We start from the raw sequence: 15,058 nt of genomic DNA on the forward strand, positions 1-15,058 counted from the left end.
TAATCGTGTTCATTAGACTATTTATTGAGACTGCAAAAGTAAAAATTATATGTTGTTTTCAATCAAAGATTAATTAAAAAGAATCAGAAATTATTTTTCGAAACTTTACCTAATTTTTTGTAGATATTCCTTACTAAAAATGACAATGATAAAAAAAATAGTATCAAAGATGTAAGCAAACCAAAAACATACCAAAATGGATATATTGTTGTGTTCCATCCGGGAATAATTGAAGAAGAAAAATCAAAATTAAAAGAAATTAAAAGAAATAAGATACAATATAAAAAAGCAGCAGCAACAAAAATTCTTTTCATGCTTGTTAAAATAAATAAAAAACACTCAAATAATTTGAAATCATTTAAGTGTTTTTAAATGTCAATAAAAAAATACTAATCGTGATTTTCGATACTCTTATATGCGTCGATGATTTTCTTTACCAATCGGTGACGAACGATGTCTTTATCATCCAAATATAGTATACCTACACCTTCAACATCTTTTAAAATTAAGATTGCTTCTTTTAGTCCGGAAATGGTTCTTCTTGGTAAATCTACCTGACCAGGATCGCCTGTGATAATAAACTTAGCACTTTTTCCCATTCGCGTTAAAAACATCTTCATTTGCGAATGCGTCGTATTTTGTGCTTCATCCAAAATCACAAAAGCATTGTCTAAGGTACGTCCCCGCATAAAAGCCAGGGGAGCAATTTGTATGATTCCTTTTAATATGTAGTCTTCTAAAGTTTGAGGGGGCAACATATCACGCAACGCATCATACAATGGCTGCATGTATGGATCAAGCTTTTCTTTCATGTCTCCCGGTAAAAAACCAAGGTTCTCACCTGCTTCTACTGCAGGTCGGGTCAAAATAATTCGCTTGACTTGCTTTTCTTTTAATGCTTTTACTGCCAAGGCTACTCCTGTATAGGTTTTACCGGTACCAGCGGGACCAATGGCAAAAACCATGTCGTTTTTATATATCAATTCAACCATTTTTTGCTGGTTAGGCGTCAATGCTTTAATTAATTTACCACCGATGCCATGTACTAATATTTTGTCATGGTCTTGCATTTTTTGTTCTTCGGCCGAATTGCTCATAATCACTCGATCAATCACATTGCTGTCAATGTTGTTGTAACGGGTAAAATGAAGCATCAATCGGTTGAATCGGTTTTCAAACTCATCTAACACATCCTTCTCACCATAAGCCTTCAAGGTGGTGCCTCGGGCTACAATTTTTAGCTTCGGATAGTACTTTTTGATGGTTTCAAGATGGGAATCTTGTGCTCCCCAAAACTCTTTTGGGGCAATGTCGTGGAGTTCGATGGTTCTTTCGTTCAAAAGCAGTGGTTTTAAAATTAAAAAATAGTTTTTAATTAGTAGATTTGCATCACTCAAATTTAAACAAAAAACTTCGTAGGTTTTACGAATAGTTATAAACAAAAATATGTCAATAATTACCCTTACGACTGATTACGGACAAAAAGACCACTTTGTGGGTGCTTTGAAAGGGAAAATACTCTCAGAATTTCCGGAGGCTAAAATTGTTGATATTTCGCATGCCATCGACCCATTTAACATTGAAGAAGCCAGTTACATAATCAATGCAGCCTATCCCAGTTTTCCCAAAGGAACGGTGCATATTATTGGTGTGGACTCGGAACGTACCAAAGAAAATAAGCACGTGGCCATTCAATGGAACGACCAGTACTTTATTTGTGCCGACAATGGTATTTTGAGTATTTTGTCACAAAAAATTGTTCCTCAAAAAATTGTCACTATTAATATTCACGATCGATTGCCGGAAACTTCCACCGACATGGATGTGTTTAAAACAGTAGCTTGCCACTTAGCTAAAGGTGGATTGCTGAATGTGATTGGTAAAGAAACCCAGTCGCTCAAAGAAATTGTCACTTTGCAACCGCAGTTATCCAAAGATGGAAATTCCATCAAAGGAACTGTTATTTATATTGACCATTTTGGAAATGTTGTAGTCAACATCACGAAAAAAATATTTTTGGAAATCGGGAAAGGCCGACCCTATGAAATTGCCATCAAACCTAAACCTTTAAAAACAATCTTGCCCAACTATTCGGCAGTGGCTTTGTCTGATAAATATCCGATTAAGCAATACGAAGGACAAAGTCTAGCGGTTTTTAATGAGGCAGGCTATTTGGAAATTGCTATTTTCCGCAGTAATCCAAAAAGCTTAGGTAGTGCTCATTCGTTGCTAGGGCTGGGACACCAAGATACCGTAACCATTAATTTTATTACTGAAACACGTTAATGTATGTTTATACGAATTGTCAAAATGAGTTTTCATCAAGAAAATATTCCCGCATTTTTGGAGAATTTTGATTTAATGAAAGAAAAAATACGAAACGCTCCCGGAAATCGTTTACTTGAATTGTATCAGGATAAAAATAATCCGGAACTATTCTTTACTTACAGTTTTTGGGAAGAAGAATCAGATTTGGAAAATTACCGTAATTCGGAATTATTTTACGATGTTTGGCAATTCACAAAAAAACTGTTTAATGCAAAACCGGAGGCTTGGAGTGTGGATCAATTGGTTTCTTTGGTTTAAAAGATTGTTTAAAATTGTTTAAGGTTGTTTAAGATGGTTTAAAGTGGTGTAAATAACCTTCGTCCTCAACATTTAAACTATTAGACCTTTAAACAATTAACCGATTTAACAATTAACCGATTAAACCTATAAACGAATAAAAAATAAGTAAATGAAAGCAATACTTTTTAGAGAGATAAAATCTTTTTTCGGTTCCATCATCGGGTATTTGGTGATTGGCATCTTTTTATTACTTAACGGACTATTCCTTTGGGTATTTGAAGGCGAGTTCAATATTTTAAACAGTGGGTATGCTGATTTGAGTCCGTTTTTTACATTAGCTCCTTGGATTCTTTTATTTTTAATTCCGGCCGTTACTATGCGAAGTTTTTCGGATGAAAAAAAACAAGGTACCATCGAATTGCTTTTAACCAAACCCATGAGCAGTTGGGAAATTGTCAACGGTAAGTTTTTAGGTGCTTTTTTATTAATTGTCATCGCAATTATTCCTACCATTATTTATGTATATGCTATTTCCAGCCTAGGCTTTCCTGCCGGAAATATTGATATGGGAAGTACGCTTGGCTCCTATTTTGGTTTGCTGTTTTTGATTGCTACCTACACTTCTATCGGAATATTTACTTCAACATTAACTGACAATCAAATAGTCGCTTTTATTTTTGCCGTCTTTTTGTGCTTCTTGTTCTTTTATGGATTCGAGGGATTATCAAAAATTGGTGGCAGTTTTGGTGATTTAATCAACTCGCTCGGAATGAATTTCCATTTTAAAAGCATGAGTAGAGGTGTGATTGACACAAGAGATATAATATACTTTATCAGTGTCACGCTATTGTTTTTGTCAGGCACCGTTTATCAACTTAAATCAATGAAAGGATAATGAAAGCTACTAAGAAAAAAAATCTTCGTCAGGTACTGTCTCTTTTGGTAGTGTTGATTGGTGTCAACATCCTCAGTTCGTTCTATTTCAAGCGTTTTGATTTAACTCAAGACAAACGCTACACACTATCTGAATCGTCGTTAAAAATCTTATCCGAAATTAAGGAACCCTTATTTATTGATGTGTTTTTAGAAGGCAATTTTCCCGCAGATATCAAACGTTTGCAAACCGAAACCCGTCAAATTATTGAAGAATTCAAGGCTTACAATTCGAATATTCAGTTTCAGTTTGTAAATCCGTTGGAGGACGAAACAGACAAAGCTGCCATCATGGATGCGTTTGTTGAAAAAGGAATGACTCCCATTAACATCACTGTTGAAGACAAAGGAAAACAATCACAGGAAATCGTTTTTCCTTGGGCATTTGCCTACAGTGGCACCCGTGATACCAAAATTCAGCTACTTAAAAATATGATGGGAGCTTCAACGGAAGAAAAGGTGGTGAGTTCGGTGCAGCATTTAGAGTATGCTTTTATCAATGCGTTCCACACCATCTGTCAGGAGAAATCAAAAAAAGTAGCGGTATTAAAAGGCAATGGTCAACCCGAAGATATTTTTATCGCTGATGCCTTAAAACAAATCCGTGAAAACTATTTTATTGCTCCATTCACTTTTGACAGTATCGCCAAAAACCCATCGCAAGCTTTAAAACAATTACAGGAATATGATTTAGCCGTCATGGTAAAACCCTCCGAAGCTTTTACGGATGAAGAAAAGTTAGTATTGGATCAATATGTTATGAATGGCGGAAAAATGCTCTGGTTGGTGGATGCCGTTACTGTAGAAATGGATAGTTTATACAATGAAACGCGAACCACGTTGGCTTTCCCGAGAGATTTAAATTTAAACGACCTATTCTTTAAATATGGATTCCGAATCAATCCTGCGTTGGTAAAAGATGTCATGGCTACCCCTATTTCTTTAGCTACCGGCGATGCAGGTTCTGCCATGCAATACACGCAATTTCCTTGGTTGTATTCGCCAATGATTTATCCGGAATCTAAACATCCGATTGTCAATAATTTGGAGGCGTTAAAATTTGAGTTTACCAATCCGATTGACACGTTGAAGAACGGAATTAAAAAAACAGTTTTATTACAATCATCTCCGTATTCAAAAGCAATTGGAACACCCGTTGAAGTGAATTTAAATATGGTTTCCGAACGACCGGAACCTGCTGAGTTTGATAAAACAGGTTTGATACCTGTTGCCGTTTTATTGGAAGGAAATTTTACATCGGTGTATCAAAATAGAGTGTTACCCTTTAAAGATTTGAAATTTCAACCGATGGGAAAATCCACAAAAATGATTGTGGTTTCCGACGGTGATATCATCAAAAATCAAATTGACAAAAACTACCAACCACTAGAATTAGGCTTTGATAAATGGACCAACAAATATTACGGAAATAAAGAATTTGTATTGAATTGTGTCAATTATTTGCTGGATGATTCCGGACTTATTAACATCCGAAGCAAAGAAGTAAATTTACCTTTATTGGATAAAGAAAAAGTATTTGAAAATTACACGGCTACGCAAGCGTTAACTGTTGGAGTTCCAATAGTAATCGTTGCACTTTTCGGAATCTTTTTTGTGTACTTCCGTCGCAGAATGTATGCGAAGTAGTGTTAATAAAATTCTTTTTGATATTGCATAGTTAAGGTTATATTTGTGAGATTAAAAAAAGACACAATGAAGTTTATCGTATCGAGTTCCTACTTATTAAAACAACTACAAGTATTGGGAAGTGTTATTAACAGTAGTAATACCTTACCTATTTTAGATAATTTCCTTTTTGAATTAGAAAATAATGCATTGATTGTTTCTGCTTCTGATTTAGAAACTACTATGTCTGCCACACTTGAAATTGACAGTAAAAGTCAAGGAAGCGTTGCTGTTCCTGCAAAATTGCTTTTAGAAATACTAAAAACATTCCCGGAACAACCGTTAACTTTTACCGTAGAGGAAAACAGTACGATTGAAATTAGTTCCAATTCAGGTAAATATGCGTTGGCTTATGCTCCCGGAGATGAATTTCCAAAAGCGGTTGTTTTAGACGACCCTTCTTCTACCCTGGTGCCTGCTGAAGTTTTAGCAACAGCCATCAGCAAAACTATTTTTGCAGCCGGTAATGACGATTTACGTCCAGTGATGTCGGGTGTGTTTTTCCAATTTTCCCCGGAAGGATTAATATTTGTAGCCACCGATGCTCACAAATTAGTAAAATATGCACGCACCGATGTACAAGCTTCTGAAGTGACTGATTTCATTATGCCTAAGAAACCTTTGAACATTCTAAAAGGTATTTTAGGAACTTCAGACAGCGAAGTAAAAATTGAATACAACGATAGCAATGCTGTGTTTTCATTTGACAATTACTCGTTGATTTGTCGTTTAATTGATGGGAAATATCCGAACTATGAAGCGGTTATTCCAAAAGAGAATCCAAATAAATTACACATCGATCGTACACAGTTTTTAAACTCCGTGCGTCGTGTGGCAATCTTTTCTAATAAAACCACCCATCAAATTCGTTTGAAAATTGCGGGAACAGAATTAAATATTTCTGCTGAGGATATTGATTATTCTAACAAAGCCGAAGAACGATTAACTTGTGATTACCAAGGAGACGATTTGCAAATTGGATTCAACTCTCGCTTTCTAACGGAGATGTTGAACAACTTGCAATCGGATGAAATCATGTTGGAAATGTCATTGCCCAATCGTGCAGGAATCTTAACTCCTGTGGATGGACTTGACGATGGTGAAACTGTTACTATGTTGGTGATGCCGGTAATGCTAAACAATTAAAATTAACTAACTCTATACCACGAAAACCGCAGTTCTGTTTGGAACTGCGGTTTTTTTTGTGCGGGACGAATATTATTTACGCACAACTAACAGCAAGTCGACCCTATGGGACTTTGATGTACGCAGGTGTTTTTTTGTCATCCTGACAAAGGCCTGTCCGCCGTAGCGGAAAGAACCCCATCATACACTCACGGGCTATTTTCAAAACCCAACGAATTTATTACAACGCATCTTCATGAATTGCCAACAAAGGCACTTGTAAATGATAAGACAATTTCTGAGTCAGACTTTGGCGGAACAACTCTTCAAAGAAACCACGTTTGTAATTTAACATCGCTAAAAGATCAATTTCGTACGATTTAGTGAAGTTCAAAATGGTTTGTTTAACATCGTCGTTTTCAATAATATGAAATTCAATGTTCTCGCCTTTAAATAGGAATTTCCAATCTTGTATAATCACATCGTTCACATTGGTTTTTTTATTTTTCACAAGTAAACAATGTACCTTGGCACCAAAAATTTTGGCTAACTCCAACACTTTTTTCAGAGCTTTTTTATCCTCTTCGTTGAATCGGGTGGTAAAAACAATATTCTTAATTCCTTCGTATTCAGACTCTTCGGGAACACTAATAACGTAAGCGTTCACTTCCGTAATTACACTACCGGTGTTGGATCCTAAAAACGTTTCTTTTAAACCAGTGGCTCCTTTAGTTCCCATCACTACATAGTCAATCTTTTCATTTTTCACCACGTCTTTGATGGCCCAAATCAAATCGCCGTGCTTTAAAATATTACTAATTTTAACGTGCCCCAAATTGTTTCTCTCGGCAATCTCACGAAGCAACGGAATTTGATCTTTGTAATCTTCAAAACTTTCCAATTCAATACTGTCGTATACCTCTTTCAATGTGTGAGGTAAACCGCCGTAATGTAATTGTGGTAGTTCATACGCATGAAGCGTGAGTACTTCAGCTTCAAAAGCGTCGGCTAATTTTAAAGCATAAATGAATGCATTAAGAGAAGCATCAGAAAAATCGGTTGGAAAAAGAATACGTTTCATGACTCAAATTATTACGTGTTACTATTTTATTGTTAGGTAAATCTACAAATTGTTGTTGGCAAATGACATGATATTTATCATTTTAAGAAAATAATTAACAGCGGGTGCAGTACTAAATCTCGCAAAAGTGTCAGTTATTATTGTTAATTTTACACCGTGATAGGTTTAAATCTCTCGCAAAGACTCAAAGTCGCGAATAGTAAGAATTGAAAACTTGAGCGATAATTTAAAATCTCTCGAAAATATGCAAATTGCACGTTTTAAAGTTTTGCGACTTTGCGACTTTGCGAGAAAACAAATTACGAGAAAAGAAAATTGCGAGAAAAATTACATTTAACTAATTCCTTATGATTCTCAACGAAACCATTGTTGCATTGGCCACACCTTCGGGAGCGGGAGCCATTGCTGTGATTCGAATTTCAGGCAAAGCGGCCATTTCAATTGCTTCTCAAATTTTTCAATCAGTTTCTAAAAAAGATATTACCAAACAAAAAACGCATACCATTCATTTGGGTCACATTGTCGACGGTACAAAAGTGTATGACCAAGTATTACTTTCATTATTTAAAAATCCACATTCATATACGGGTGAGGATTTGGTGGAGCTCTCTTGTCACGGTTCGACCTTTATCCAGCAACAAATAATTCAGCTGTTGTTGCGGAACGGTTGTACGATGGCTAAACCGGGTGAATTTACATTGCGTGCCTTTTTAAACGGCAAATTAGACTTATCGCAAGCCGAAGCAGTTGCCGATTTAATTTCGTCAGACAACGAAGCCTCACATCAAATTGCCATGCAACAAATGCGAGGTGGTTTTAGCAACGAGATTGCATTGTTACGGGCGGAGTTGCTTAATTTTGCGTCACTTATTGAATTGGAACTGGACTTTGCGGAGGAAGATGTGGAGTTTGCCGATCGCACCCAATTCACTGATTTGCTCACTCGCATTGATTTTGTTTTGAAACGTTTAATCGACTCGTTTGCAGTGGGGAATGTGATTAAGAATGGCATCCCGGTAGCAATTGTTGGCGAGCCAAACGTAGGGAAATCTACCCTTCTAAATGCCTTATTGAACGAGGAGCGAGCGATTGTTTCTGAAATTGCCGGCACCACTCGCGACACGATTGAAGACGAGTTGGTGATTGAAGGTATTGGTTTCCGATTCATCGATACAGCAGGCATCCGCGAAACGAAAGATGTGGTGGAGAGCATAGGCATTTTGAAGACTTTTGAAAAGATTGAGCAAGCACAGGTGGTTTTGTATTTGTTTGATAGTTTCAAGTTTCAAGTTTCAACTTCAGAGTACTTGAGTGAAATTGAAAAGGTGAAAAATAAATACCCTTTAAAACCGCTTGTTGTTGTGATCAATAAAATTGATTTATTATCCAAAGAAGAGCTGTTGTCTATTTACCAACAACTTGAAACTATAAACCTGAAACCTACAACCATCGCCGCCAAACAAAACATCGGCATTGATGAACTCAAGCAAAAACTATTATCCTTTGTTAACACCGGGGCTTTACGCAACAACGAAACGATTGTCACGAATTCCCGCCATTACGATTCGCTGTTGAAAGCTTTAGAAGCCATTCAGAAGGTGAAATGGGGGTTGGAATCGGGACTTTCTTCTGACCTCATGGCGATTGATATTCGCGATGGATTGTACCATTTTGGTGCCATTACGGGCGAAGTGACAAATGATGAATTGTTGGGGAATATTTTTGCTAATTTCTGTATTGGGAAATAACTACTCTTCCTCATCCAAATCATCCGTATTCATTTGATCAAAAAAATCGTCAGGATTAAAGGGGATATCTTCATCCGGATCTTTGTCATGTGCTGAAACACCCGGCGGATTAAATAATCCCCATCGGTCAATGATGTAATTCCAAGGGTCAAAAGTTGCTACCCAATCGATAAATAATAATCGAAATTCTTCTATTTCATTTCGAAGTAATTCGATGTATTCTTTGTCTTTTATATCCTCTTCAAAACGTAAACTTCCGGCTCTTACATATAATTCCCTTGCACATTTTCTGATAATGGCTGCATTTTCCATTTTCAAATCATATAATTCTACTGCTTCTGCTCCGGCAATTTTAGCGGTTAGCATCATGGCATCTTCCATCATAAACCGTGCACAAGTTTCTTGTAAAAACTCATTGTCTTTTGGAATGATTTCAATTAATGCATGCGTCAATTTAAAAATCTCTTCTGCTTTTTGGTACAAAGGTGATTGCTTTCGGTTACCTAAACTTCCCATTTTTTCTAATTAATGATTAATTTTTGAGTACTACTGCTCGATTCCGTAGCAATGGTAATGAAATACAATCCGCTTCCCCAATTCGTTTCGATTTGATACGTACCGTTTAATTTGGATTCATATACTTTTGCCCCTAATTGATTATAAACAGTAACCGAATACTCTGAAGCTATCCCTGAAATAGTAACTGAATTCTGTGCAGGATTTGGATACAACGAAGCCTTTAATTGCGAAGGACTCGTTGCGGACAAATTTCCCTGCCAAACCTGACCTGTATTGGTTCCCCAAATATAATTAGCCAGTTGAGGCAAATCAATAAACGGATTGCGATTTATTTGCCACGTATAAATGTAATTATTTCGATGCATTTCAAAATCATCAGCAGGATCTGTTGAATTCCAAACTAATAAAGTAGCCAAATCTCCCAATTGATGTAAAGTTGTATCGGGAGGATTCCCATTGACTACATTCAAAAGATTGTAGCGAATGGCCATATAAAAAACGGCACGAGCTACATCGCCTTTCCAACTTCCTTGGTTTCCGGCAGGACCATTGTAATCTGTTAATCCGTAATCTTTATTATTTCGTGAGCTGTTTTCTTGACCGTCTTCTGCACGAATGTGATGAGCGTCTGCATGGCCTGCCAAAATATCATCAGCATTTGTGGGCAACCAAATAGCAATTCCATCAGGAGTATCAGAAGTTCCGTTTGAAAAGCCACCTCTTGATTGCGGATAAATGTGCTCTCTATTCCACGTTCCTGTGTTGTTTCCGGTCGTTTGAAAATCTAAAACAGCACGAGGTTGTTCCACGTACATTAACCAAACTTGGTTGTGATTTAACGGATTTCTGTCAGCAATTTTTATAATATTGGTCACATCTCCATACGTATGTGCCCGAACAACAGCAGGATTTGCAATAATATCTTGGATGGCTTGCACTAAAACTGCTCCTGCTTTACCATTTAATGAATCGTAATATCCGGTTGGAGCTGTAGAAGCAACCAACCCAAAGGTTGGATTTAAAGGTGTTCCCCAAGGAGATGTTGAAAAATCATTGTCAACAACCCGAATAATGATGTTATCATTTAATCGAACATATCCTGAAGGAAGTGTTCCAAATTTAATACGTAATTCTTCATCACCTTCGTCTACTGCATCATCAATAATTTGGATACTTGTCGTAAAACTAGATTGACCTGTGGGAATAGCAACCGTTAAATTAGCTGTATAATCAGCAGCTGTAAAACTACCGTTAGTCAAAGTGTAGGTAAAACTTAAATCGGATACAGCAGGCGTTTGCGTGGTAAACGTTATCGGAAAACTATCACCTTCATTTAAATTGGCAGTGTTTGCGGTGATGGTAATTCCATTAAATTGAATACCACTCCCGTCATTAGTAGCTCCGGGCGTTGGTGCTTTAACTTCATAAGTTCCATCGGGTTTTCGTTGTATCGATTGCGTAGTACCTAAACTGTTTGCATTCTCATTGGTTTGGACGAACACATTAAATAAGGTCATTAAAGATGTTGCCTGAGGGTCACTTGTATCATAAATCAACACATCAATTAAATTGGTTGCAGTTGCTAAAGTGCCATCCGGAAAATTAGCCACAGATCCTAAATAAATAGCAACCGCATCTTCTCCATTTTGAATGGTATTATCTGAAATAATTTTTTGGGGAACCGGAGAAACTGCGTTACTCCCAAGAACAAAAATTCCGTTTGCGTCTGTTACAAACCCATTTAAATCAACTGCAAAATAGCTTTGATTAGCGGTTGACGAACTTGGATTTCCATTAAAAAAAACAACCACATAGCCATTTAAAGAAAAAAATGGGACATTTGATTTAAGTTCTACAAATTCTTTATCGTCGATGCTAGGCGTGTCTGAATCTATTTCATTAACTACTAATTGTCCAAAAGTTACGTTGGAAATAATTAATAACCATAAAGTTACTGTTTTTTTGATCATTTTTGTTTATTAGTTTTCACAAATATAATTGATTATAACTAACCCCACAAAATGATAAATATTATCTAAAATAGGTGCTGAAATTCGTTTTTTTATATAGTTTTGCAACAAAAATTTTAACAATACATTTAAAATGAAGAAAATAGTTTTAGCATTTGCCTTTCTAGCCATTGCAATTTCATGTAATAAGTTAGCCGAGAATGAATTTGAAATCGAAGGAACGATAGATGGTATCGAAAGTGGCATCTTTGTTATTTTAGAAAAACAAGATGAAATGGGCAATTTCATTCCAATGGACACAACAAAAATGGACAATGGTAAATTTAGTTTTAAAGGAGAATCAAAAGAAGTGGGGTTTCATTATATTCAAGTTCAAACAGTAAACGGCAAGATTCCTTTTATCTTAGAAAGTGGATCAATCAAGATAGAGGCTTACAAAGACAGCATTCAAAAAAGTAAAATTTCAGGTACCTATAGTAATGATCAATATGTCGCTCATACTAAAATTACAGATGCGATTAATGTACGAATGAAGAAATTCCAGGATGAAAACACTCCAAAGTGGATGGCTGCTCAAGCGGCGAACGACACTGTGACGATGAATGCCTTGATGAAAGAAAATAAAAAGTTTGAAGTAGATTACATGACTGCAGCAAAAAACCATGTTAAAAATCATCCGAAATCATTTTTATCAGCAGTGTTCCTCGACCAAATGTTAAGTCTTCCGGGGCAAGATTGGAAAGAAATTGAAAAATCATATAATACCTTATCTGAACCATTAAAAAAATCAAAACCGGGTGTTTCTGCCAAAGCAAAAATAGACGAGTTTTCTAAAAAACCATCGGTAGAAGTCGGAAGCATGGCTCCTGATTTTTCGGCTCCAAATCCACAGGGTACAGCGGTTTCTTTAAAAGAAAGCTTAGGTAAAGTAACCATCATTGATTTTTGGGCATCTTGGTGTGGACCGTGCAGAAAAGAGAATCCAAATGTTGTGGCATTGTATGACGAGTTTCATTCAAAAGGATTAAACATCATCGGTGTTTCTTTAGATAAACCTGAAGCAAAAGAGGCTTGGATTCAAGCGATTGCAACAGACAAATTGACTTGGCCACAAGTTTCAAATTTAATGTTTTGGGAAGATCCGGTTGCTAAAATGTATGGTGTACAAGCAATTCCTGCGACATTTATTTTAGATTCGAGCGGTAAAATAGTGGCTAGAGATTTAAGAGGAGCTGCATTAAAAGCTAAAGTTCAGGAACTTTTAGGATCATAAACTTCACAACCTTTCGTTATAATTAAAATCTCCCTTCGTGGAGATTTTTTTATTTTTCTAGTTAGCAATCCATTGCGTATTTCTTTGAAATTTATCACTGGAAAGGTTTGGATTCTTTGAAAACAATTTTATATTTGCAACCGCGTTCATGCAGGGGGAGATACTCAAGCGGCCAACGAGGGCGGACTGTAAATCCGCTGATTACATCTTCGCAGGTTCGAATCCTGCTCTCCCCACAAACAAAAATCCCAAAACATGTCAAAAGCTCGCTTTTGTAAGTGTTTTGGGATTTTTGTTTGGGTAAGGTTTCCTCCCACAGGATCACCGAAGGTAATCCTGTCAAACTTTGCACAAATTGTTTTATAAAAACAGAAAGGATGGACTAAAGTCCATCCCTGTTCAAATTGCTTCGCAATTAAGAATATTAGGAGCCCAACAAACCTTCCTTAAGTCCTTCATCAGCGGGATTGTCGCCTAACCAAATCCCGAAAAGAGCTTTTTTAAAATCATAACCTTCGATGACACCTTTTTTTTCTCCATTTTTATAAAACACCACCCCTTTTTCCGGCACGTATACCAAAATAAACTTGTCACCCACTTTGATTTCATCGCTAAACAAAGACTTAAATTTTGCCACTTTATCTTTAATTGGTGCAATATTATTTTTTGTAGACTTAATCAAGCCTTCGTCAAGTGCGTCAACCATTTTTTTTGAAGTAACCATACTAGAAATTACATCTAACCTTATAGCCACTGCATTTTTTGAATTGACAATTTCCTTGGCATTTTTAGATTTTTTATCAAGATATAACGAACCCACATATAAGTCCATCCACATTTTTTCTCTAACCCCTGCACCATTAAAATATAACTCTTGGCCTTCAATCGTTAGTTTGGCATCTAACTTAACTCCGGAAACAGTCTTTTGTGCATGAACTAAAGTTGTCACAAAAAAACAAAACATCAAAAATGTACTTGTGTATTTTTTCATAATTAATGGTAAACTATGTTTTCTATTATGTCCTGGTTAAAAAAAATCCAATTCGGACAATTACGAAATTACAGAAACTGAATGTTATTCCAAAATAAAACTGACGGAGACATTTGTTAAAACATCTATCTCACCAATGGCTAGTGTTTGTTGGCTTGATTCAGCCACAGCATCCATCGCATATAGTGCGTTTTTATACATTGGTGGTTGATAATGACTTGAATTATCGGTAATCAAAATAGCTTTTCCTACTTTTTGATTCAAGACAGACACATAATCTTCCGCTTTCTTTTTAGCATCAAGAATCGCTAATTTTCGTGCTTCCGATTTATGTTGTTCCATTTTAGAGGATTTGAACTCAACGTTGTCAATTGAATTGATTCCGTTGTCAACTAATCCCATCATCAATTCGTCATATTTTGTAATATCTTTCAAAACAATCGAAATGGACTGGCTGGCTTGATACGTTTGCTTCTTTTTTTCGTAATCGTATGTTTTATTCAAACTTACTTGCGTTGTTTTAAAATCGGATTCAGGAACGCCGAATTTTTTAATATATTTCAACACCTTATCAACGGTTTCATCGTTTAACTTTTTTACTTCGGCAGCATCTTTGCCAAAATTATTCACTCCTAAACTAATTTCAACTCGATCCGGGACGACTTTAATCCGACCTTCGCCAGTAACAGAAATTTGAGGGACTTGTTTTACTTCTTGAGCACTCATTCCGGTTACGACTAACGTAAGAATGATCATAATAGATTTTTTCATTTTTATAAATTTTAACAACTGGTGAATTTCAAATAACATGCCAAAGCAACTCGGAAGACTTAAATCTTATCCATTTTGGCCATTACAAATAGTATAATAATTGGAATCGCCAATAAAACGACCATTAATAAATTCTCTGTGAGTAAATTAGGCTGATTGAACAACGTTATTGCATAACCACCAATTGCTCCCCCAAAATGAGCGGTATGTCCGATATTGTCACGTTTTGCCTTCATACCATATATTGAATAAAGCAAATAACCAATTCCAAATACATACGCAGGAATTGGAATCGGGATAAAAAAGAAATACAAATTCATATCGGGATTAAGTAAAATCGCCGAATACAAAACGCCGGTTACCGCTCCCGAAGCCCCAACGGCTCTATAAGAA

14 protein-coding genes and 1 tRNA gene are annotated in these 15,058 nt (G+C 36.2%); 8 read left to right on the forward strand and 7 right to left on the reverse strand.

All coding sequences use genetic code 11. The features are described from left to right. Positions 1–389: 389 nt before the first annotated feature. Positions 390–1,340 (reverse strand): PhoH family protein, encoded by a 951-nt coding sequence (locus tag ACIQ2S_RS05155; protein ID WP_396173531.1) that lies wholly within the window; start codon positions 1,338–1,340, stop codon positions 390–392. 106 nt (positions 1,341–1,446) lie between these two features. Between ACIQ2S_RS05155 and ACIQ2S_RS05160 the strand changes: the two genes are divergently transcribed. From ACIQ2S_RS05160 to dnaN, 5 genes are all read left to right on the forward strand, one after another. After that, a complete protein-coding gene (locus ACIQ2S_RS05160) occupies positions 1,447–2,286 on the forward strand; it encodes an S-adenosyl-l-methionine hydroxide adenosyltransferase family protein (protein WP_396173533.1) in 840 nt (279 codons plus the stop codon). 3 nt (positions 2,287–2,289) lie between these two features. Continuing rightward, the gene (locus ACIQ2S_RS05165) at positions 2,290–2,586 is read left to right on the forward strand and encodes a putative quinol monooxygenase (protein ID WP_396173535.1); all 297 of its coding nucleotides are present in this window, start codon (positions 2,290–2,292) and stop codon (positions 2,584–2,586) included. A 151-nt stretch (positions 2,587–2,737) separates the two neighbouring features. Continuing rightward, the gene (gldF, locus tag ACIQ2S_RS05170) at positions 2,738–3,463 is read left to right on the forward strand and encodes a gliding motility-associated ABC transporter permease subunit GldF (RefSeq protein WP_396173537.1); all 726 of its coding nucleotides are present in this window, start codon (positions 2,738–2,740) and stop codon (positions 3,461–3,463) included. Next, complete coding sequence (gene gldG, locus ACIQ2S_RS05175; RefSeq protein WP_396173541.1) at positions 3,463–5,148, forward strand: gliding motility-associated ABC transporter substrate-binding protein GldG; 1,686 nt, start codon at positions 3,463–3,465, stop codon at positions 5,146–5,148. Before gldF ends, gldG begins: the two co-directional genes overlap by 1 nt. Before the next feature lie 66 nt (positions 5,149–5,214). Further along, positions 5,215–6,333, forward strand: coding sequence for a DNA polymerase III subunit beta (gene dnaN / locus ACIQ2S_RS05180; protein WP_396173543.1), 1,119 nt, complete (start codon positions 5,215–5,217; stop codon positions 6,331–6,333). Positions 6,334–6,553: 220 nt separating this feature from the next. Here the strand turns inward: dnaN and ACIQ2S_RS05185 are convergent, their stop codons facing one another. Continuing rightward, positions 6,554–7,393 carry a universal stress protein gene (locus ACIQ2S_RS05185; RefSeq protein WP_396173546.1) on the reverse strand — a complete coding sequence of 280 codons (840 nt, stop codon included), beginning with the start codon at positions 7,391–7,393 and terminating at the stop codon, positions 6,554–6,556. A gap of 347 nt (positions 7,394–7,740) precedes the next feature. Here ACIQ2S_RS05185 and mnmE point away from each other — a divergent pair, with 347 nt between their 5' ends. After that, positions 7,741–9,141, forward strand: coding sequence for a tRNA uridine-5-carboxymethylaminomethyl(34) synthesis GTPase MnmE (gene mnmE, locus ACIQ2S_RS05190; protein WP_396173548.1), 1,401 nt, complete (start codon positions 7,741–7,743; stop codon positions 9,139–9,141). Here mnmE and ACIQ2S_RS05195 read toward each other — a convergent pair whose 3' ends face one another. Both ACIQ2S_RS05195 and ACIQ2S_RS05200 read right to left on the reverse strand, forming a co-directional pair. Next, positions 9,142–9,657: a hypothetical protein gene (locus ACIQ2S_RS05195; RefSeq protein ID WP_396173551.1), complete on the reverse strand. Its 516-nt coding sequence runs from the start codon at positions 9,655–9,657 to the stop codon at positions 9,142–9,144. A 5-nt stretch (positions 9,658–9,662) separates the two neighbouring features. Continuing rightward, on the reverse strand, positions 9,663–11,630 hold the full coding sequence (locus ACIQ2S_RS05200) for an endonuclease (protein ID WP_396173554.1): 1,968 nt from the start codon (positions 11,628–11,630) through the stop codon (positions 9,663–9,665). A 133-nt stretch (positions 11,631–11,763) separates the two neighbouring features. On the opposite strand from ACIQ2S_RS05200, the gene ACIQ2S_RS05205 reads away from it, so the two are divergent. Further along, positions 11,764–12,903, forward strand: a complete 1,140-nt coding sequence (locus ACIQ2S_RS05205; RefSeq protein ID WP_396173556.1) for a redoxin domain-containing protein — start codon at positions 11,764–11,766, stop codon at positions 12,901–12,903. Positions 12,904–13,057: 154 nt separating this feature from the next. Beyond that, positions 13,058–13,139, forward strand: a tRNA-Tyr gene (locus tag ACIQ2S_RS05210). Between the two features lie 188 nt (positions 13,140–13,327). Here ACIQ2S_RS05210 and ACIQ2S_RS05215 read toward each other — a convergent pair. The 3 genes from ACIQ2S_RS05215 to ACIQ2S_RS05225 form a co-directional block, all read right to left on the reverse strand. Beyond that, complete coding sequence (locus tag ACIQ2S_RS05215; protein ID WP_396173558.1) at positions 13,328–13,894, reverse strand: chalcone isomerase family protein; 567 nt, start codon at positions 13,892–13,894, stop codon at positions 13,328–13,330. Between the two features lie 84 nt (positions 13,895–13,978). Further along, positions 13,979–14,665, reverse strand: a complete 687-nt coding sequence (locus ACIQ2S_RS05220; protein ID WP_396173560.1) for an SIMPL domain-containing protein — start codon at positions 14,663–14,665, stop codon at positions 13,979–13,981. Positions 14,666–14,724: 59 nt separating this feature from the next. Then, on the reverse strand, positions 14,725–15,058 hold a 334-nt coding region (locus ACIQ2S_RS05225; RefSeq protein WP_396173562.1), incomplete at its 5' end, for a rhomboid family intramembrane serine protease.

It is taken from the genome of Flavobacterium sp. (assembly GCF_044371705.1).
In the GTDB taxonomy this organism is placed as follows: Bacteria; Bacteroidota; Bacteroidia; order Flavobacteriales; family Flavobacteriaceae; genus Flavobacterium.

What these genes read in the sequence shown, in the direction of transcription:
- ACIQ2S_RS05195 (WP_396173551.1), bottom strand. Translation starts at nt 9,657, where the DNA reads ATGGGAAGTTTAGGTAACCGAAAGCAATCACCTTTGTACCAAAAAGCA.
- ACIQ2S_RS05160 (WP_396173533.1), top strand. Translation starts at nt 1,447, where the DNA reads ATGTCAATAATTACCCTTACGACTGATTACGGACAAAAAGACCACTTT.
- mnmE (WP_396173548.1), top strand. Translation starts at nt 7,741, where the DNA reads ATGATTCTCAACGAAACCATTGTTGCATTGGCCACACCTTCGGGAGCG.
- gldG (WP_396173541.1), top strand. Translation starts at nt 3,463, where the DNA reads ATGAAAGCTACTAAGAAAAAAAATCTTCGTCAGGTACTGTCTCTTTTG.
- ACIQ2S_RS05220 (WP_396173560.1), bottom strand. Translation starts at nt 14,665, where the DNA reads ATGAAAAAATCTATTATGATCATTCTTACGTTAGTCGTAACCGGAATG.
- dnaN (WP_396173543.1), top strand. Translation starts at nt 5,215, where the DNA reads ATGAAGTTTATCGTATCGAGTTCCTACTTATTAAAACAACTACAAGTA.
- ACIQ2S_RS05165 (WP_396173535.1), top strand. Translation starts at nt 2,290, where the DNA reads ATGTTTATACGAATTGTCAAAATGAGTTTTCATCAAGAAAATATTCCC.
- gldF (WP_396173537.1), top strand. Translation starts at nt 2,738, where the DNA reads ATGAAAGCAATACTTTTTAGAGAGATAAAATCTTTTTTCGGTTCCATC.
- ACIQ2S_RS05215 (WP_396173558.1), bottom strand. Translation starts at nt 13,894, where the DNA reads ATGAAAAAATACACAAGTACATTTTTGATGTTTTGTTTTTTTGTGACA.
- ACIQ2S_RS05185 (WP_396173546.1), bottom strand. Translation starts at nt 7,393, where the DNA reads ATGAAACGTATTCTTTTTCCAACCGATTTTTCTGATGCTTCTCTTAAT.
- ACIQ2S_RS05200 (WP_396173554.1), bottom strand. Translation starts at nt 11,630, where the DNA reads ATGATCAAAAAAACAGTAACTTTATGGTTATTAATTATTTCCAACGTA.
- ACIQ2S_RS05205 (WP_396173556.1), top strand. Translation starts at nt 11,764, where the DNA reads ATGAAGAAAATAGTTTTAGCATTTGCCTTTCTAGCCATTGCAATTTCA.